The following is a 17,585-nucleotide window of genomic DNA, read 5'->3' on the forward strand; positions in this document are numbered from 1 at the left end:
TTGAAGCCGTAGAAGTCGCACAAAATTGTCTATAGTTAATAAGGCAACGATTTATAACTAATGACTTTTCATAACAGAAGGAAGCACTTTATATGGCAGCGACAAAAAAACAGCCTGAAGAAATTCGTGTCGATGATGATTTAAAACTTCTGTCTGAAACACTGGATGAAGTATTACGCTATACGGGCGATCAGGCAGACCAAGCCTATGTTGATTTGAAGAAGGGAGCAGAAAAAGCGCTGCTGGAAGTTAAAGCCCGTATTGGTGTAACTGACAGTTATTATGCGCGTGCAAAGCAGGTAGCTGATAAAGCCGATGTTTATGTGCATGATAAACCTTGGCACGGCATTGGTATTGGTGCCACCGTCGGTCTGGTGTTGGGAATACTGCTTGCTAAGCGCTAGTTTCCGTCATCTAGTTTCCGTCATGCCGAGTCAACGTCGCTCTGCGGCATATTGCTCTGTAACCCTTTATTCTGTAGACATCGCTTGGTAACGGCGAGCAAGGCTTAGGCGCGTTTCTAAAGAATTTATGTGAGACGTTTGACAATCAATGTAGCGGGGTCACCCGCTACATCTTCATCCTCTACTCCTGAATTTTATCCTCTTTCTCCGGCATTCCTTGTACCCAATAGATGGCTTCAAACGGGCGTAGCTCTAGGATTGCGGGCTGAGGTTGCGCGTCAGGGTAATTGCTGAGTAATAGTCGCCAGCGGCGGTCATGAGTATCAATTGGTGGCTGCCAGAGCAGGGGCTGCTTGCTGAGGTTTGCCAGAACCAGAAGCCGTTGTCCCTCCCAGATACGCTGATAGCACCAGACCGCCGGATGGTCTGGCAGTAGATCCTGATAATCGCCGTGCGTTAACAGTGGAAGGGCTTTACGCATGGCGATAAGCTGTTGGTAGGTGTAAAAAACGGACTCTTTATCCGCCAGCGCCTGTCCTGCGTTGATGTGGGGAAAGTTCTGGCATGGCGTTATCCACGGTGTGCCGGTCGTAAATCCAGCATGAACGCTGTCATCCCATTGCATTGGCGTACGACCGTTATCGCGTGATTTGCTGGCGAGGATGGCTAAGATTTGCTTATCTGCCTGACCCCGATCGCGCTGTTCGGCAAATTGATTCAGGCTTTCAATATCGCGGTATTGTGCAATCTGCGTATAGCCGGGATTGGTCATGCCGAACTCTTCACCTTGATAAATATAGGGTGTGCCCTGCATACCGTGAAGCACCATCGCCAGCATCTTGGCGGATTGCACACGGAATTCCCCTTCATCGCCAAAACGCGACACGATGCGTGGCTGATCGTGATTACACCAGAACAACGCGTTCCAGGCGTGATTGTGCATACCCTGCTGCCAGTGATTAAAAATCTGCTTGAGTTGGATAAAATCAGGTTCTGCCAGCGTCCATTTTTCCCCATTAGGGTAATCGACTTTCAGATGATGAAAATTGAACGTCATGGAGAGTTCGCTGCCGTCCAGTGCGCCATAGCGACGGCAGTGTTCCAGCGAGGTCGATGACATCTCACCGACGGTCATCAAGCTGCGAGGCTGAAAAACATCCTGACTGAATTCCTGCAAGTAATCGTGGATAAGTGGCCCATCGGTATAGAAACAGCGTCCATCGCCCTGAGTGTCTGACGGGAAATCCTGCTGTTTGGAGACCAGATTGATTACATCGAGCCGCAGCCCATCTACGCCTTTATCCGCCCAAAATCCACAGACCTGTTTTAATTCATCCCGTACGCGCGGGTGCTCCCAATTCAGATCGGCCTGTTCGGTGGCGAAAAGGTGCAGATAGTATTGTTTGCTTTCCGCGTGCCACTGCCAGGCTGGGCCGCCAAATTTTGAACGCCAGTTATTGGGCGGTGCGCCGTCATTACCATCACGCCAGATATAAAAATGACGATAGGGGCTGCGGCGATCCTGAGCGTTCTGGAACCAGTGGTGCTGCGTAGAGGTGTGGTTGAACACCATATCCATGACGATACGAATACGACGTCGATGTGCTTCGGCGATCAACGTTTCCATATCGGCCATCGTGCCGTAGGCCGGGTCGATAGCGCAGTAGTCGGCCACGTCATAGCCGTTGTCAACCTGAGGAGAAAGGTAAACCGGAGTCAGCCAAATAGCGTCTACGCCCAGCTGTTGCAGGTAATCGAGTCGGGCGGTGACACCAGCGATGTCGCCAATGCCATTTCCTGTACTGTCCTGAAAGCTCTTCGGATAGATTTGATAAATCACACCGTTTTGCCACCAGGGGAGTGATGTGCTCATGAAAAATCCTCCAGCAACGGTATCGCCGCGGCTTAACAGACGCGGCTGAATAGATGTTAGGACGGTTATGCAGGATCCAGTGTGCCATTCCGGCTTTTACGCTTATAGACCAGCACGGTCAGCACAATTGGAATGACGGCGGCAACCAGCATCGCCAGAGCAAATATTCCCCAAAATTGTGGCTTGATGGAGAGGATGCCCGGTAATCCACCGACGCCAATGCCGTTTGCTGTTACGCCATACAGGCCGCAAATGAGCGCAGCGGCGGCGGAGCCGATCATGGCGCACAGCATCGGAAAGCGGTATTTGAGGTTGATACCGTACATGGCTGGCTCGGTCACGCCAAGAAAGGCGGAAATCGCAGCGGGAACAGAGATTTCGCGCTCGTTGGCTTTCCTACTGACAATAATCACCCCGACGACGGCAGCCGCCTGCGCAATGTTGGACAGCGCGATGAGTGGCCAGACTGGCGTGCCGCCCATACTCTGAATCATCTGCATATCAATCGCTAATGTCGTTTGGTGCACGCCTGTGATGACCAACGGCGCGTATAGGAACCCAAACAACGCAGCGCCAACCGGGGCAAAGCTGCCTGTCATAACCGCTTTAACGGCCCAGGCGACGCCATCGCCAATCATACGACCAAATGGACCAATCAACGTGTGTGCCAGGAAAACAGCTAGAATCAGTGAGGTTACGGGCACGACCACCAGATAGAGGTAATCGGGCACGATTTTTTTCAGCCGTATTTCGATTAACGCCAGCGCCATTCCGGCTAATACGGAAGGGATAACCTGTGCCTGATAGCCGATTTTCTCAATCGTGAACCAGCCAAAATTCCATACTTCAGGCGTTTGTTGGCCGATGAGGTACGCGTTCATTAACTGCGGTGACACGAGTGTTATGCCCAGCACGATACCGAGAATCGGTGTTCCGCCCATTTTGCGTACGGTTGACCAGCAGACGGCGACGGGGAGGTAGAAGAAGATGGCTTCGCCCAGTAGCCAGAAGAAATCATAGACGGTTTGCCAGATAGGGTAAAGCTGTACCAGCGTTTGGCCGTCACGCATCGGGATGTCGCCGATCACGTTACGCGCCCCGAGAATCAAGCCTCCGCTGATGAGCGCGGGAAGCAGGGGAAAAAAGATCTCGGCGAAATGTGAAATGCTACGCTCAAACCAGCTCATATTCTGGCGGGCGGCGACTTTGGCTTCTTCCTTATTGCTCTCCCCTTTTCCCGTGGTGGCTAGCAGCACTTTGTAATACTCGTCTACATCGGTGCCGATCACGACCTGAAATTGTCCGGCATTCGTGAAGCAGCCTTTCACCATACGCATTTCTTCAATGTTTTTGGGATGCGCCTTGGAAGCGTCGTGCAAGACGAAGCGAAGGCGGGTGATGCAGTGCGTGACCGCCGCGATGTTCTCACGCCCGCCGACCAGTTCGATCAGGCGGTCAATATCCTGTTGTTTAACTTTACTCATAGTCATGTCCTTATATACCCGTCATACTTTAAGCTGCTTGTGCGTTGGCTGTCCTTACTCACCCCAGTCACTTACCTGTGTAAGCTCCTGGGGATTCGCTCGGTTGCCGCCTTCATGCAACTCGAATTATTTAGGGTATCTCTTTTAGCGCAGACGTCGGGGACGCGAAGCAAGTACGGCTACAGAAAAGCATAGTCTGTTAATGATGATTTTGCCGCGAGAGGAAAATGCATTGGGCTGTTTTTAAAAGAGAATGTTCAGGCATGCGGCGTGCTGCACAAATCGGTGATGTGCGAGTAGACAAAAAAGAAAGGGGAGGAATGGAATGTGGGAACAGGAGAAACACAAAAGCCGCCTGTTGGAGGCGGCTTTAGAGATTGTTTATATCACAATCAGAACGGGCTGATGATTGACCCAATACGTTCACAGTAGCTGACATAAACGTCTCCCATTCTTTTAAAGAATTTACTGATTTTACGAAGCATAGTCATTATCAGACTCCTCTAACGGGTTAATTAAATGTGATGTTCATCACGTTTTTTAATGTTAGCGAAGATGAAATTGGATTTCAATATTTTTGTGATTTTGGTCACAAAAATATAACGAATTGGCAAACGTAATACACCGGGGAGCGAAAAGAACCTGATGCGCGCACGATAGGCCGCGAATCAGGTGAGGGAATGAAATATGAGATCGTATCAGGCGCAATAGTGATAAATATTGTGATCGAACCACCGCTCACCAATCTGCTCGGCATCTTTCTCGGTGTGATGAAAACGGAAGCCAAGCCGTTGGGCGACGGCGTTGCTACGCGTGTTGGCTGTTGACGCTTTGATGATGCAGCGTTCAACGAGGTTTGCATCGGCATAGGCCGCTATCAGCGTGCTGACCGCTTGAGAAACAATGCCTTTACCTTCAAATTCTTCGGCGATCCAGTAGCCGATGACGCCTTCTTTATCCTGAATCGTGTTGAAGGACACAATACCGGCGAGTGCGTCGTCCCAGCGGATGACGTATACCGCGGCCGTTTTGTCGAAGAACGTCCTTCTGTTGTCGCGAATGGTTTCTCGCGTGTCATCGACGCTTTTAACGGAATCCGGCCAAGGCAACGTTCGCCGCAGACGCGGTTTTTCCTGCTGAATCAGGGTAAAGAGCGCCTCGGCGTCGCTCTCTTCCTGTATCGTTAGGCGCAGATGGGGCTGATGGCGTAGCTCATACAGCTTGTCCCCAAATACGTTGTCTGCAAATAACGTATCTACAATCGGCGTTTCCATAACATCCCTCTCTTTAACGCTGCAATGTTCCATCAACGATCGTGACGCTGTGCCCGCCGATCCAAGGTTCATCGTTCAGGTAAGTCACAGTAATACGGCCATCACGTTGCAGCATCGTGCCTTGTCGCACAAGATAGCTGAGCGGTGCGGTGATGATATTTGTGGAATGCTGCTGACGAAGCAGCGCTGCCAGACAGGCATTGGCGCTGCCAGTCACGGGATCTTCTTTAAGATGGCCGCGTTCTATGTAGAACGTGCGAACTTCATAATCGGCTGGCGTCACGTTATCGTGCGGGCCATAAATGGCGATGCCGTTGGTCTGGCTGAGATTTTCCACGGCGGCGAGTGCTTCTGCATCCGGTGTGATGTTCAGACAGGTGTCGGCGCTGTCTACGCGAATCACAAGCCAGCGAATGCCCATGTGTACCGCGGTGGGTGGGTAGCAGTTATCGATAGCGGCACTACCCAAACCAGTAATGCCCAGCGTTTTTTCCAGCAGTGGCGCGTGCTCGTCACCAAACGGAACCATGGTGGCCTGCGGCGCGTGAAAAGCCAGACTGCCGTCATCATTAATATTAATGGGCACTAAGCCAACGCCACACTGTTGCACTAACTGACCTGGGGATTTAGGGCGCAATCCTTCTTCCAGCAGGGCATGTGCGGTGCCTAGCGTCGGGTGTCCGGCAAACGGCATTTCCGACTCTGGCGTAAAAATACGAACATGGTAATCCGCTAAAGGATCGGTAGCTGGCAGGACGAACGTGGTTTCTGACAGGTTTGTCCAACGAGCGATATCTTGCATTTGCGCATCGGTTAACCCATTCGCTTCCATAATGACGGCAAGCGGATTGCCCTTGAAAGGCTGCTGGGTGAAAACGTCGACCTGTTTGAAACGGCGTAGTATAGGCATCGCATTTCTCTCCTGTATGCGCTATCGCTTAAATATTACTCAAAACTAACCGCGATCCTATCGCGCGCTTGTGGCATAATGCGCGCCAAATCACATTCCGACTCGAGTATAAGTGCTGTGTTAAGTACCAACAATATCACCATGCAGTTCGGCAGCAAGCCGTTGTTTGAAAACATCTCCGTTAAATTTGGCGGTGGCAACCGTTACGGTTTGATTGGCGCGAACGGCTGCGGTAAATCCACCTTTATGAAGATTCTAGGCGGCGATCTGGTGCCGAGCGGTGGTAACGTCTTCCTCGATCCTAATGAACGTCTGGGTAAACTGCGTCAGGATCAGTTCGCGTTTGAAAAATACAGCGTGCTGGATACCGTTATCATGGGCCACGGTGAGCTGTGGGCGGTAAAAGAAGAGCGCGACCGTATCTACTCATTGGCTGAAATGAGCGAAGCCGACGGCTATAAAGTTGCCGATCTGGAAGTGGAATACGGTGAGATGGATGGCTACAGCGCAGAATCACGGGCGGGCGAACTGTTACTCGGCGTGGGGATCCCTGTTGAGCAGCACTATGGCTTGATGAGTGAGATTGCTCCCGGCTGGAAACTGCGTGTTCTGTTGGCGCAGGCGCTGTTTGCCGATCCTGATATTCTGCTGCTCGACGAGCCTACCAACAACCTGGATATTGATACTATCCGCTGGCTGGAGCAGGTGCTGAATGAGCGTAACAGCACCATGATCATTATCTCGCATGACCGTCACTTCCTGAATATGGTCTGTACGCACATGGCGGATTTGGACTACGGCGAGCTGCGTATTTATCCCGGTAACTATGATGAATACATGACGGCCGCGACGCAGGCTCGCGAGCGTTTACTGGCCGATAACGCCAAAAAGAAAGCGCAGATTTCCGAACTGCAATCGTTTGTTAGCCGCTTTAGCGCCAACGCCTCTAAATCCAAACAGGCGACATCGCGTGCACGCCAGATCGATAAAATTCAGTTGGATGAAGTGAAAGCCTCCAGCCGTCAAAACCCGTTTATCCGTTTTGATCAGGATAAGAAACTGTTCCGTAATGCGCTGGAAGTTGAAGCGTTGAGTAAAGGTTTTGATAACGGCCCGCTGTTTAGCAAACTGGGTCTGATGGTTGAAGTCGGTGAGAAAGTCGCCATTTTGGGTACCAACGGTATTGGTAAATCAACGCTGTTGAAAACGCTGGTTGGTGATTTTGAACCCGATAGCGGCACCGTGAAGTGGTCAGAAAATGCCAAAATTGGCTACTACGCGCAGGATCACGAATACGAATTCGATGAGACGCTGACGGTGTTTGACTGGATGAGCCAGTGGAAACAGGAAAAAGACGATGAGCAAGCTGTACGTAGCGTGCTGGGTCGTTTGCTGTTCAGCCAGGATGATATCAAGAAGAAAGTGAAAGTGTTATCCGGTGGTGAAAAGGGCCGCATGTTGTTCGGTAAACTGATGATGCAGCGTCCGAATATTCTGGTAATGGATGAGCCGACTAACCACCTTGATATGGAATCCATTGAATCGCTGAACATGGCGCTGGAAATGTATGAAGGGACGCTGCTGTTCGTTTCTCATGACCGTGAATTTGTTAGCTCGTTGGCAACCCGTATTTTGGAGATGACGCCAAATAAAGTGAACGATTTCACCGGCAACTATGAAGATTACCTGCGCAGTCAGGGGATTCAGTAAGCCACAAGCCGTCCCCGTCCTAATCACTGTTTAGGACGGGGACGGCTATTCTCAGTTCTTCTCTCTTTTTATCTCTTCTTGCCTATGTCGGTATTGGGCGGAAATACTCACTTATCCGCCTGTTTATTATCTAAATTAACGAACTTTAATAAATGCGGTATTTTTTTGGAATTGTTAAAACAGAAAAGAATCATATAGCATAACCATTTGAAACTAAAAGATAACTATCTCCCCTCGTATGGTTTTTAGTTTGCATAAAAGAAAATAATTTGTTAATCCATTTCGTTATTTTACCTCACTCAAATTCCGCACATCCATTTATGATGTCGCCACATTGATAAATAAAAATAATTATCATTTAATTTATTTTATTGATTCTTTGGGGGCCGTTAATGAACATCGATTTGACGCCGTATTATGCCGAGCCCGGTGAGCAGCCTTTTAGCGCCCGACGTATGGCAATGCCTTGGCGCAACCATGTGCCACTTTCACCAGAACAAATTCCGGCCGGTTGGCAGGCGCTAAAGCAGCAGAGTGTGCCTGCACATAAGCGTCTGCTCTATCTGCATATTCCTTTCTGCGCGACGCACTGTACGTTCTGCGGTTTTTACCAAAACAAACTGCGTGATGACAGTACGGCGACCTATACCCGCTATCTATTGCAGGAATTAGCGATGGAAGCGGACAGCCCGTTACATCAGTCTGCACCCATTCACGCGGTTTACTTTGGCGGCGGTACGCCAACGGCGCTGGCGGCTGATGAACTGTCGCAAATCATTCGTGCGATTCGCACTTCGCTGCCCTTAGCACCAGACTGTGAAATTACGGTAGAAGGGCGGGCGATGGATTTTGACGATGAGCGAATTGATGCCTGTCTGGATGCAGGGGCGAACCGTTTCTCCATCGGAATTCAGACATTTGATACCCGGATTCGTCAGCGTATGGCGCGTACGTCGGATAAGCAGCAGTCAATCCGCTTCCTTGAACGCTTATGTGGGCGGGACAGAGCCGCAGTGGTATGCGATTTGATGTTCGGCCTACCGGAACAAACGCCAGAAATTTGGCGTGAAGATCTGGCGATTGTCAGCGATTTACCGTTAGACGGCGTCGATCTGTATGCACTTAATCTGTTACCGACAACGCCGTTGGCGAAAGCGGCTGAAAACCAGCGTGTTGCGCTACCTGATGTGGTCGCTCGGCGTGACTTTTATCGGACTGGCGCGGCATTTCTGGCCGATGCGGGCTGGCACCAGCTTAGTAACAGCCACTGGGCGCGCACCACGCGTGAACGCAATCTGTACAACCTGTTGATTAAGCAAGGCGCGGATTGTCTGGCAATGGGGAGTGGGGCGGGCGGTAATATCAACGGACAGGCTTACATGATGGAACGCAGTCTGGAACGCTATTACCAGCAGATCGATCAAGGGCAAAAACCGATCATGATGATGACGCCAGCCAGTCCTACCGGACCATGGCAACATCAGCTTCAGGCGGGTATTGAGGTTGGGCGCATCAAACTGCCTCAACTGACCCAGCATGCCCGTGAACTTCAGCCCTTGCTGAGCCAGTGGCATCAGGCCGGTTTGACCTGTGACGATTCCACCTGCCTGCGTTTGACCAACGATGGCCGCTTCTGGGCGAATAACCTGATGCAGGCATTACAACAAATTATCCCTCAGCTTAATGCCGAAGAGCATGCCCACTAACCGGAGACGCAGTCATGACCATGACACTGAATGAATTACTGGCAACCAACCCTGATGGCACGTTGGAAGAGATTGCCGGAAAGTACAATACCTCGCTGTTTGCCGTCGTTGAGGCTCTACCCGCGGCTCAGCGTACGCTGGCGACGGGTGAGCGTTTCGATCGGGTGTGGGACACGATTGCGACCTGGGGGGAAGTGACGCTCATTAGCCACACGGCGGATGCGATTCTGGAGTTTAAGAGCGAGCTGCCAACCGGGACGCACCGCCACGGTTACTTTAATTTGCGTGGCAAAAATGGCCTGAGTGGACACATCCGCGCGACGAATTGTCAGCATATTGCGTTTATCGAGCGTAAGTTCATGGGGATGGACACGGCGTCTGTGGTGTTCTTTAATGCCAGTGGTGCGGCGATGTTTAAAATTTTCCTTGGACGAGACAGCCACCGCCAGTTGCTGAGCGCTCAGGTTGACGCGTTCCGTGCGCTGGCGAGTGAATTACAACCGGAGCAGGTATGACGTGGTTACTTTTCGGCGCAGGCAATGGGGTTGGCGCTTGCTTATTACAGCGCGCCATTGAGTGCGAGCAGGCAGTAGTGCTGGTATTACGCAACCCTGAACAGGCTAAACACTGGCGTGGGCAGGGTATGACGGTGGTAGAAGGCGATGCCTGCGACCCAGAAACGGTGGCTGAAGCCTGTCGTGTCGCTGGGCCGTCCGCCATTGTGGTATCGACAATGGGGGGCGGCACGGTAAATTATCAGGGGCACCGAACGGTGATTGACGGCGCAGAGCAGGCTGGTATCAAGCGTATGCTACTGGTGACCTCACTGGGGTGCGGTGATAGCTGGCCGCTGCTGTCGGCACGCGCCAGAGCCGCGTTTGGCTTTGCGGTACGTGAGAAATCATTGGCAGAAAGCTGGCTGCAAAGCAGCACGTTGGATCACTGTATCGTCCGTCCCGGCGGCCTGCTGGACGTGGTGGCGACGCACAATGCGAAACTGACGCAAGGGGCTGCTACGTTGGGATTGGTGTCACGCAGAGATGTGGCGCTGGCGGTTGATCAACTGCTGCAACAGCCCGTGTTTGGCAATCACATCTACAATCTGATCGATCCCGATCTCACCATGCCCGCGATTCCATAATTGCCGTCATTTTGCCATCAATGCTGCTGGAGCCGTTATCCCGCAGCAGGCAAACTGTTATAGTTAATCTGTCGAAAACTGTATCTGTTATCTTTCATATGGCTATGTTCTAATCGACGCCAGCAGTGTTGTATTCATTAAGCATGATGGTGATGACGATGGATGAAGTAAAACGCCTTCTGACCGAAGAGATCGAACGTATTAATCGGGAAGAAAAACGCGACAATAAAATACGTTTTAGCCGCAAATTCATGCAGTCACACCCTTATCTGTTTGCCGCGATGCTGGCGAGCTACGTGCCGGTTGCGATTATCCTCTTTTATGCCTCTTATTTTGGTTTGCCGTACCTGATCGGCTTTACCGTCTTCCTGCTGGTGATGACGCTGGCGCTCTCGGTAGATATCAACCCGACCTATCGCTTTGAAGACATTGATACGTTGGATTTACGTGTTTGCTACAACGGTGAGTGGTTTACGATCCGCCACGTATCGCAGAACACGCTGGATAAACTGCTACACAACGAGCAGGTGCCGCCCGCTGTGAAAGCAGGGATAGAGAAAATTCAGCGTACCAAAGGTGACGTTGATTTCTACGACGTTTTTTCGTTGGCCTATCGGCAACAGCCTTCGGCATAGCCAGCGATCTCCCCTCCGACCATCCACTTTCCTAATGACCAGATCATCCCGTCGTTTTCACCATGCTGAGGTTTGCATGGTGTCTGGATTGCTCAGGGATTCGTTTTCATAAAGACTGGTTTTCATAAAAACAGAGTGCTACGTTCGTTGTAAGCGACGAACGTAGCATTTCTTTTGATTTTTCAGACTGATGATTTTTCGATATGGGCAGAACAAGACGATGAGTGAAAAGGTATTGCTGGTGATTCAGTTGGGCCAACCGCCGGAAGGTATTGCCTCTCAGGTTGGGCAGCAGGGGAAATGGTTTAGCGATGCGGTACAGGATAACTCTCAGCCAGTACAGGTGGTTCGCCCCGATCTTGGCGAATCACTACCGCCGTTTGACGCGTTGGCAGCCGTGATTATCTCCGGTTCGTGGTCGATGGTAACGGATCGACTGGACTGGAGTGAATATACCGCGGGCTGGCTGCGCGAGGCGTATCACGCGGATGTCCCACTGCTTGGCGTGTGTTATGGGCATCAGTTGCTGGCCGATGCGCTGGGCGGCAAAGTAGGCGATAACCCGAACGGCAAGGAAGTTGGCGTTCAGGTTGTGACAACCCACGATGCCGCAGCACAAGACCCCTTACTGCGTGACTATCCATCGCAGTTCGGCGCTTATCTGACCCACCAACAGTCCGTGCTGGAACCGCCTGAAGGTGCACAGGTGCTGGCAAGTTCAGAGATGGACGGCTGCCAGATTATCCGCTATAGCGACAAAGTCTTGACCGTGCAGTTCCACCCAGAATTCAGCGTTGACGTTATGTTGACGTGCCTGCGTTATAATGAAACCGCGTTACGACAGGGCGGTTGGGATGTCGATCGGATGATGGATATTCAACAAGAGCCGGTTTGGGCGCGTAAGATCTTGCTGGATTTTGTACAGCGTTACGCGGCGAAATAGCACGCGTTCAACTCGGCGGTCTCGATAACGTGTCCTGCTCGATCGCCACCCATCGGTGATGATCGAATCCAAAGTAATGACATACTCACCCAGCGAAACTGTAGCGCTATGGCAAAGTTTGAACAGCTTGCTCACCAGATCCGCGAGCAGCTTCAGGAAGGGATCTGGCAGCCGGGCGACAAACTGCCCTCGCTGCGTGAAAAATCACTGCATTCGGGTATGAGCCTGATGACCGTGCTGCATGCGTATCAACTGCTGGAAAGTCAGGGGTTGATTGTGTCGCGTCCACAATCGGGTTATTACGCTGCACCGCAGCTGTCCGCATTACCCGCAGATAACCTGCATTCGCCAGTGGAGCAGGAACGTGTTCAGTTGACCGAAGACGTAGACGTCAATGCGTTTATTTTTGACGTGCTTCAGGCCAGCAAAGATTCGTCGGTGATGCCGTTCGGATCGGCGTTTCCCGATCCGCAGCTCTTTCCACAGCGTCAGTTGACGCGTTCACTGGCCTCGGTGGCGCGTCATATGCAGCCGCAGAGTGCGCTGGATAATTTGCCACCGGGTAATGAAAGTCTGAGGAAGCATATCGCCCAGCGCTATGCGTTGCAGGGCATTGCCATTTCGCCTGATGAGATTGTGATTACGGCAGGGGCGATGGAGTCCCTCAATCTCAGCCTTCAGGTGCTGACGGAGCCGGGTGACTATGTGGTGATCGAGTCTCCGGCTTTTTACGGTGCGCTACAGGCCATTGAACGCATTAAGCTCAAAGCTATTGCGATTGTGACCGATCCGCAGCAGGGCATCGATCTTAACGCCCTACAGCAGGCATTGAATGACTACCCGATCAAAGCCTGCTGGCTGATGACTAATTTTCATAATCCGCTCGGCTGTACGCTGTCCTGGGAGAAGAAACAGCGGCTGGTGGCGATGCTGGAAAACCACGGCGTTGGGCTGGTAGAGGATGACGTCTACAGCGAGCTTTACACCGGTCTGCAACGCCCGTTGCCTGCCAAGGCACTGGATAAAAAAGGCACGATTCTGCACTGTTCCTCCTTTTCTAAAAATCTGGTGGCAGGGTTCCGCATCGGCTGGGTGGCGGCCGGACTCTATGCGGGAAGTATTCAGCGTTTACAACTCATGAGTACATTATCAACCAGCGCACCGATGCAACTGGCGATTGCGGACTATCTGGCGACCAGCAGCTATGACAGCCACCTGCGCCGCCTGCGACGGGCGCTGGAGCAACGAAAACACGCGGCACTACAGTCGCTACATCGACATCTACCGGGTGAAGTCCGCATTAATCATTCTCAAGGCGGCTATTTTCTCTGGCTGGAATTGCCCGAAGGTGTGAGCAGCACGGAACTCTACCGTCGTGCGCTGGAACGCGGCGTCAGCATTGCACCGGGTAAAATGTTCACGACTGGCGACAAATACGATCGCTACTTCCGTTTCAACGCGTCCTATGACTGGGACGAGCGCTGCGAACAAAGCGTGATCGCCTTAGCCTCGCTGATTCGGGCGCAGCTATCCTCTCGTATGACCTGAGCACCCCTTTATGGGTGTGGAGAGATTTGCCGCTTTTCTGCTACTGTTCCCGTTATGGCAGAAAGTGGGGAGGCCACGGCATTGATGGCTGAAAGGCATTGATGACTAAAAACAGGCATAACCTTGCCAGAAATCAGGAAGTCGCTCGGCGCGATGGGTATAATCCCTATCAAAGGTGAGTGATACCCGAATGCTGGTTATTTAAGCCCGTTTTTAGGGAAAACACAGGGGAAGGTTCCCGTAGGGACGCCTCACCCTGTGGTCGCCCCGTGTATCTCAATCTTTAAACGATCGGCGTTAAGCGATACCCGCTATCTTTCGGACCACGCAGGCAGCCTTCCCGCACCCCGAAATCTATCGGATAGACAACGTAAACAACAGGAAGAATCCCCTGATGAGTATTCGCATTGTTCCTCAGGAACAGTTAGAACAGAATGAACAGTCAACGCGGGAAGGGCATATCCCTCCGCTGCTTTTTGCCAATTTGAAAAGCCTATACAGCAGTCGCGCGGAGCGCCTGCGTCAGTTAGCTGAAGACCACCCGCTGGGAGATTATCTCACCTTCGCCGCAGGCGTGGTGGAAGCCCAGCAGAAGGTGTTGCACGATCACCCGTTGGAGCTTGATCTGAGTGATGTGCTGAAACAGTCCGGCGAACGCCCGCCGCTCGATATCGCGGTGTTTCCGCGTGATCCGCACTGGCACACGCTGCTGCGTGCGTTGATCGAAGAATTGAAACCGGACGCCAGCGGGCAGGTATTATCCACGCTGGAAAATCTGGAAAAAGTCTCAGATCAAGAGCTGGAAGAACAGGCGACGGCACTTCTGCAACATGAGTTTCGTGCCGAAAACAACGATAAAGCCCCGTTCATCTGGGCGGCACTGTCGTTGTTTTGGGCGCAGATGGCAGGCCAACTGCCTGGCAAAGCGCGCGCCATACCGGGTGAACATCGCCAGTTCTGCCCCGTGTGCGGCAGTATTCCCGTCTCTGGCGTGGTGCAGCTAGGTACGTCCAGCGGACTGCGTTATCTGCACTGTAATCTGTGCGAGAGCGAATGGCACATGGTGCGGGTGAAATGCAGCAACTGTGAAGAGTCCAGTGAGCTCAATTACTGGTCGTTGGATAGCGAAAACGCTGCGATTAAAGCGGAAAGCTGTGGTCACTGCGGCACATATATGAAGCTGTTATATCAGGAAAAAGATCACCGCGTGGAAGCCGTCGCCGACGATCTGGCGTCGCTGGTGCTGGATGTGAAAATGGAGGAGGAAGGTTTTTCTCGCAGTAGCATCAACCCGTTTCTGTTCCCAGAAAGCTCGATCGAATAACCTATCTCATCGGTGAAGCGCGTTTGAGCTTCACCGCCTTTCTTCCAGAAAACCTACCTTTGCCACACACCGCTGAAATGTAGCAGCAATACCAGCGCAGTGATCACAATTGACGCGGATGTCAGCACGATCAGCCCGTGGCTAATGTGTGATAGCACCAACTGGCAACTGACATTAAAACGATAACGCACAATCGCCAGCACCGACATCAGAGCGGAAACGCATAACAGCAGCATGGCGCAGGCAAACACCGCGCGGCTATCGTCTACCATACTGAGGCGAAAACACAGCAGGCTATTGATCAGCATCACAAACAGAGTACGGGACCACGCCATGCCGGTTCGCTGTGGCTGTAACCCCGGATCGCGAGTGGTCTGCATACGCTATCCGAGCAGAATCATGGCGGCGAGTGCGATGGCAATGAGGGTGATAAACAGCGTCACGATCAGTAGCATCGGCGTGTACGGCATATCATTTTCCTGTCGCATGGCTTTTTCATTACTGACCCACCGACGATAGGCCAAGCCGCCCAACAGCGCCGCACTGACGACCAGTAACAACGATAGCCCTTGACGCAGCAGCGGATCGATATGCACGGTAAATTGATCGATACCCACCGCACCTGCCAGAAACGCTAGCGCGGTGCGGATCCATGCCAGAAAGGTGCGTTCATTCGCTAATGAAAAACGGTAGTCCGGGGTTTTCCCCTGACTCCACCACCGAGAGTTGTCCTGCTTAGGGAGCGTCATGTCGTTGTCTTTTTCTGAATGAAGGAATGGAAGACCGTAGCGGCTCAGATATCACCCTGTATAGTTTAACGTCTTTGCCAGTAGATAAAAAAGGCGAACTGGATCGTTATTTGCTTATTCCCTGAAAACTTTCAGGAGAGACAGCGATGGTAGCGGAGCCTTCAACGACAATTCGATTTTTACTTGCCTCGCGCCAGTGTGAGCTAAACAGCCTGCGTTACCTGCTGCAAAGTGGTGAGCTGGTGGGAAAAATCAGCCAGCTTGTGCATCTATTGCAGCGTGAACGGGGAACGGCCAACCTGTTTCTTTGTTCCGATGGCCGATTCTTCGCCGATGAACTGGTATTACGTGAAAAAGACGTACAGGCGGCGCAGACGCATCTGATGACGCATCTGGCCGGGTTGGAAAAAATGACGGCGGAATTGCCGCAGGCGAGCCGTTTATTCAGCCGCGTCGCCAGCGTAGTCTATGCGCTGAGCCTACTGCCCGCGCTGCGCCAGCGGATTAGCCAGCGTTTGCTGCCTCAGCCGCAGGCGATGACATTCTTTAACGACATTATTCGTAACCTGCTGGCGCTGGTATTTGAGGTGTCGGATACGGCTGCCGACCCAGGGATTTCCCGCGCGTTGATTGCCATGTTCAGCTTCATGCAGGGCAAAGAGCTAGCGGGGCAGGAGCGTGCTATTGGTGCGGCGGCCTATGCGGCGGGGAGTGTCGATGAGGACACTCGACAAAAGCTGCTGGATTTGATCGAGCGGCAGGAGCGTTGTTTCGATACTTTTCTGAGTTTTAGTGATGAAGAAAACCAGCAGCGCTGGCGTGCTATCGCGGCAGACAGCGAGTTTGAGCGCCTGCGCCGTATTGTGTGCACTCGCAGCCCGATAGAAAAACTGTCGGAAACCGATAGTCTGCACTGGTTTTCGATTGCCACACGGCGTATCGACGAAATGAAACAGATGGAAGATGAACTGGAGCAGACGTTGATGCAGCGCTGCCGTACTCGTATTGCGGCAGCGGAGAAGGCGTGTAGCGATCAGCGGGCGGATCTCGAAGAGCTGATGGCGCAGCAGGAAAATGACGAACCAGGCTATTCGATATTTATTGCCGGTCACGACATGGAAGGGCAAAACGCGCAGCCCGGTTGGCTACATAGCGATGGCGTCAGCCCACAGCTGGGGCGCTCGCTGCTTTCTCTGGTTCAGCAACAGTCGCGGCGCTTACAAGTGCTGGATCATGAATTGACCGCCCTGCGTGCCACGTTGAATGAAAGAAAACAGATCGATCGTGCGAAGGGGTTGCTGATGCAGCACCGAGGATTAAGTGAAGAAGACGCCTACAAAACCTTGAGGCGTATGGCGATGAGCCAGAATAAAAAGCTCATTGAAATCGCCGCTGCAATGCTCGCGGTGGCAGACGTATTCGGAGATACCCCTTAAGAGGTATATGCACATGAACTGTGCGTGTTCTGCCAGCTGGCGGTGCAAAACTCTGTCTTGTGAAGAGGAAATCGCGGAGTCAATGGTTGTGGGTGGTGGTTTCGTGCGTAGCTGGTTTTCGCTGTTGTTGTGTTGTGATGAGCGTAAATAACGCTGAAGAAAAAACAGGCTTAGGATGAGCGGCAGGGAAGCCGCGAAAGCCGTTGTCGCGTCGGGAACGCGTCAACGGCGGTCCGTTAAGAGGCTGTTTTTTCTGAAGGTATCGCGTAGCGACGTTATTTCTCGCGGAAAGCCGCGGGTCACGGGGCGGCGGCGACTGAGCGCCCCGTGTCGGGCGCGTGCTACGACGTAGCATAGAAATGGCAATATTCTGGCGCACGAAATAATAACCTTAAATTACATATTGTTATCGAAATTTCAATTCACCTCTCGATCAAAGCATGCCCCT

16 protein-coding genes are annotated in these 17,585 nt (G+C 52.2%); 10 read left to right on the forward strand and 6 right to left on the reverse strand.

The window, feature by feature from the left end; genetic code table 11:
* Positions 1-92: 92 nt before the first annotated feature.
* Positions 93-404 carry a stress response protein ElaB gene (elaB, locus tag KP22_RS12640; protein ID WP_039298430.1) on the forward strand — a complete coding sequence of 104 codons (312 nt, stop codon included), beginning with the start codon at positions 93-95 and terminating at the stop codon, positions 402-404.
* A 181-nt stretch (positions 405-585) separates the two neighbouring features.
* On the opposite strand, the gene treC is transcribed toward elaB, so the two are convergent.
* From treC to KP22_RS12660, 4 genes are all read right to left on the reverse strand, one after another.
* The gene (treC, locus tag KP22_RS12645; protein ID WP_039324571.1) at positions 586-2,277 is read right to left on the reverse strand and encodes an alpha,alpha-phosphotrehalase; all 1,692 of its coding nucleotides are present in this window, start codon (positions 2,275-2,277) and stop codon (positions 586-588) included.
* A 65-nt stretch (positions 2,278-2,342) separates the two neighbouring features.
* Positions 2,343-3,761, reverse strand: coding sequence for a PTS trehalose transporter subunit IIBC (treB, locus tag KP22_RS12650; RefSeq protein ID WP_039324573.1), 1,419 nt, complete (start codon positions 3,759-3,761; stop codon positions 2,343-2,345).
* A gap of 698 nt (positions 3,762-4,459) precedes the next feature.
* The gene (locus KP22_RS12655) at positions 4,460-5,035 is read right to left on the reverse strand and encodes a GNAT family N-acetyltransferase (protein WP_039324575.1); all 576 of its coding nucleotides are present in this window, start codon (positions 5,033-5,035) and stop codon (positions 4,460-4,462) included.
* A 13-nt stretch (positions 5,036-5,048) separates the two neighbouring features.
* A complete protein-coding gene (locus KP22_RS12660) occupies positions 5,049-5,945 on the reverse strand; it encodes a PhzF family phenazine biosynthesis protein (RefSeq protein ID WP_039324576.1) in 897 nt (298 codons plus the stop codon).
* A 117-nt stretch (positions 5,946-6,062) separates the two neighbouring features.
* Between KP22_RS12660 and KP22_RS12665 the strand changes: the two genes are divergently transcribed.
* The 8 genes from KP22_RS12665 to fdhE all read left to right on the forward strand — a co-directional run bounded on the left by KP22_RS12665 (position 6,063) and on the right by fdhE (position 14,952).
* On the forward strand, positions 6,063-7,655 hold the full coding sequence (locus KP22_RS12665; protein ID WP_072012581.1) for an ABC-F family ATPase: 1,593 nt from the start codon (positions 6,063-6,065) through the stop codon (positions 7,653-7,655).
* A 392-nt stretch (positions 7,656-8,047) separates the two neighbouring features.
* Entirely contained in the window at positions 8,048-9,361 is a 1,314-nt protein-coding gene (hutW, locus tag KP22_RS12670; protein WP_039298441.1) for a heme anaerobic degradation radical SAM methyltransferase ChuW/HutW, read from the forward strand.
* A gap of 14 nt (positions 9,362-9,375) precedes the next feature.
* Positions 9,376-9,876 carry a heme utilization cystosolic carrier protein HutX gene (hutX, locus tag KP22_RS12675; RefSeq protein ID WP_039324577.1) on the forward strand — a complete coding sequence of 167 codons (501 nt, stop codon included), beginning with the start codon at positions 9,376-9,378 and terminating at the stop codon, positions 9,874-9,876.
* On the forward strand, positions 9,873-10,502 hold the full coding sequence (locus KP22_RS12680; RefSeq protein WP_039324578.1) for an NAD(P)H-binding protein: 630 nt from the start codon (positions 9,873-9,875) through the stop codon (positions 10,500-10,502). The genes hutX and KP22_RS12680 overlap by 4 nt, the downstream gene beginning before the upstream one ends.
* A gap of 158 nt (positions 10,503-10,660) precedes the next feature.
* The gene (locus KP22_RS12685) at positions 10,661-11,137 is read left to right on the forward strand and encodes a YlaC family protein (RefSeq protein ID WP_231566818.1); all 477 of its coding nucleotides are present in this window, start codon (positions 10,661-10,663) and stop codon (positions 11,135-11,137) included.
* A 220-nt stretch (positions 11,138-11,357) separates the two neighbouring features.
* The gene (locus KP22_RS12690; RefSeq protein ID WP_039324579.1) at positions 11,358-12,080 is read left to right on the forward strand and encodes a glutamine amidotransferase; all 723 of its coding nucleotides are present in this window, start codon (positions 11,358-11,360) and stop codon (positions 12,078-12,080) included.
* 108 nt (positions 12,081-12,188) lie between these two features.
* Positions 12,189-13,628 carry an aminotransferase-like domain-containing protein gene (locus KP22_RS12695; protein WP_039324580.1) on the forward strand — a complete coding sequence of 480 codons (1,440 nt, stop codon included), beginning with the start codon at positions 12,189-12,191 and terminating at the stop codon, positions 13,626-13,628.
* A 394-nt stretch (positions 13,629-14,022) separates the two neighbouring features.
* Positions 14,023-14,952, forward strand: a complete 930-nt coding sequence (gene fdhE, locus KP22_RS12700) for a formate dehydrogenase accessory protein FdhE (RefSeq protein ID WP_039324581.1) — start codon at positions 14,023-14,025, stop codon at positions 14,950-14,952.
* A 53-nt stretch (positions 14,953-15,005) separates the two neighbouring features.
* Here the strand turns inward: fdhE and KP22_RS12705 are convergent, their stop codons facing one another.
* Together KP22_RS12705 and KP22_RS12710 are read right to left on the reverse strand one after the other, a co-directional pair.
* Entirely contained in the window at positions 15,006-15,332 is a 327-nt protein-coding gene (locus tag KP22_RS12705; protein WP_039324583.1) for a DUF202 domain-containing protein, read from the reverse strand.
* Positions 15,333-15,335: 3 nt separating this feature from the next.
* Positions 15,336-15,701, reverse strand: a complete 366-nt coding sequence (locus KP22_RS12710; RefSeq protein ID WP_039298462.1) for a YidH family protein — start codon at positions 15,699-15,701, stop codon at positions 15,336-15,338.
* A 146-nt stretch (positions 15,702-15,847) separates the two neighbouring features.
* Here KP22_RS12710 and KP22_RS12715 point away from each other — a divergent pair, with 146 nt between their 5' ends.
* Positions 15,848-17,137 carry a nitrate regulatory protein gene (locus KP22_RS12715; protein ID WP_039298465.1) on the forward strand — a complete coding sequence of 430 codons (1,290 nt, stop codon included), beginning with the start codon at positions 15,848-15,850 and terminating at the stop codon, positions 17,135-17,137.
* Positions 17,138-17,585: the final 448 nt, after the last annotated feature.

Origin of the sequence: Pectobacterium betavasculorum (genome assembly GCF_000749845.1) — a bacterium.
GTDB lineage: Bacteria > Pseudomonadota > Gammaproteobacteria > Enterobacterales > Enterobacteriaceae > Pectobacterium > Pectobacterium betavasculorum.

Excerpts from the sequence above, each read along its gene's own strand:
- elaB (WP_039298430.1), top strand. The coding sequence starts at position 93 with ATGGCAGCGACAAAAAAACAGCCTGAAGAAATTCGTGTCGATGATGAT.
- treC (WP_039324571.1), bottom strand. The coding sequence starts at position 2,277 with ATGAGCACATCACTCCCCTGGTGGCAAAACGGTGTGATTTATCAAATC.
- treB (WP_039324573.1), bottom strand. The coding sequence starts at position 3,761 with ATGAGTAAAGTTAAACAACAGGATATTGACCGCCTGATCGAACTGGTC.
- KP22_RS12655 (WP_039324575.1), bottom strand. The coding sequence starts at position 5,035 with ATGGAAACGCCGATTGTAGATACGTTATTTGCAGACAACGTATTTGGG.
- KP22_RS12660 (WP_039324576.1), bottom strand. The coding sequence starts at position 5,945 with ATGCCTATACTACGCCGTTTCAAACAGGTCGACGTTTTCACCCAGCAG.
- hutW (WP_039298441.1), top strand. The coding sequence starts at position 8,048 with ATGAACATCGATTTGACGCCGTATTATGCCGAGCCCGGTGAGCAGCCT.
- hutX (WP_039324577.1), top strand. The coding sequence starts at position 9,376 with ATGACCATGACACTGAATGAATTACTGGCAACCAACCCTGATGGCACG.
- KP22_RS12680 (WP_039324578.1), top strand. The coding sequence starts at position 9,873 with ATGACGTGGTTACTTTTCGGCGCAGGCAATGGGGTTGGCGCTTGCTTA.
- KP22_RS12685 (WP_231566818.1), top strand. The coding sequence starts at position 10,661 with ATGGATGAAGTAAAACGCCTTCTGACCGAAGAGATCGAACGTATTAAT.
- KP22_RS12690 (WP_039324579.1), top strand. The coding sequence starts at position 11,358 with ATGAGTGAAAAGGTATTGCTGGTGATTCAGTTGGGCCAACCGCCGGAA.
- KP22_RS12695 (WP_039324580.1), top strand. The coding sequence starts at position 12,189 with ATGGCAAAGTTTGAACAGCTTGCTCACCAGATCCGCGAGCAGCTTCAG.
- fdhE (WP_039324581.1), top strand. The coding sequence starts at position 14,023 with ATGAGTATTCGCATTGTTCCTCAGGAACAGTTAGAACAGAATGAACAG.
- KP22_RS12705 (WP_039324583.1), bottom strand. The coding sequence starts at position 15,332 with ATGCAGACCACTCGCGATCCGGGGTTACAGCCACAGCGAACCGGCATG.
- KP22_RS12710 (WP_039298462.1), bottom strand. The coding sequence starts at position 15,701 with ATGACGCTCCCTAAGCAGGACAACTCTCGGTGGTGGAGTCAGGGGAAA.
- KP22_RS12715 (WP_039298465.1), top strand. The coding sequence starts at position 15,848 with ATGGTAGCGGAGCCTTCAACGACAATTCGATTTTTACTTGCCTCGCGC.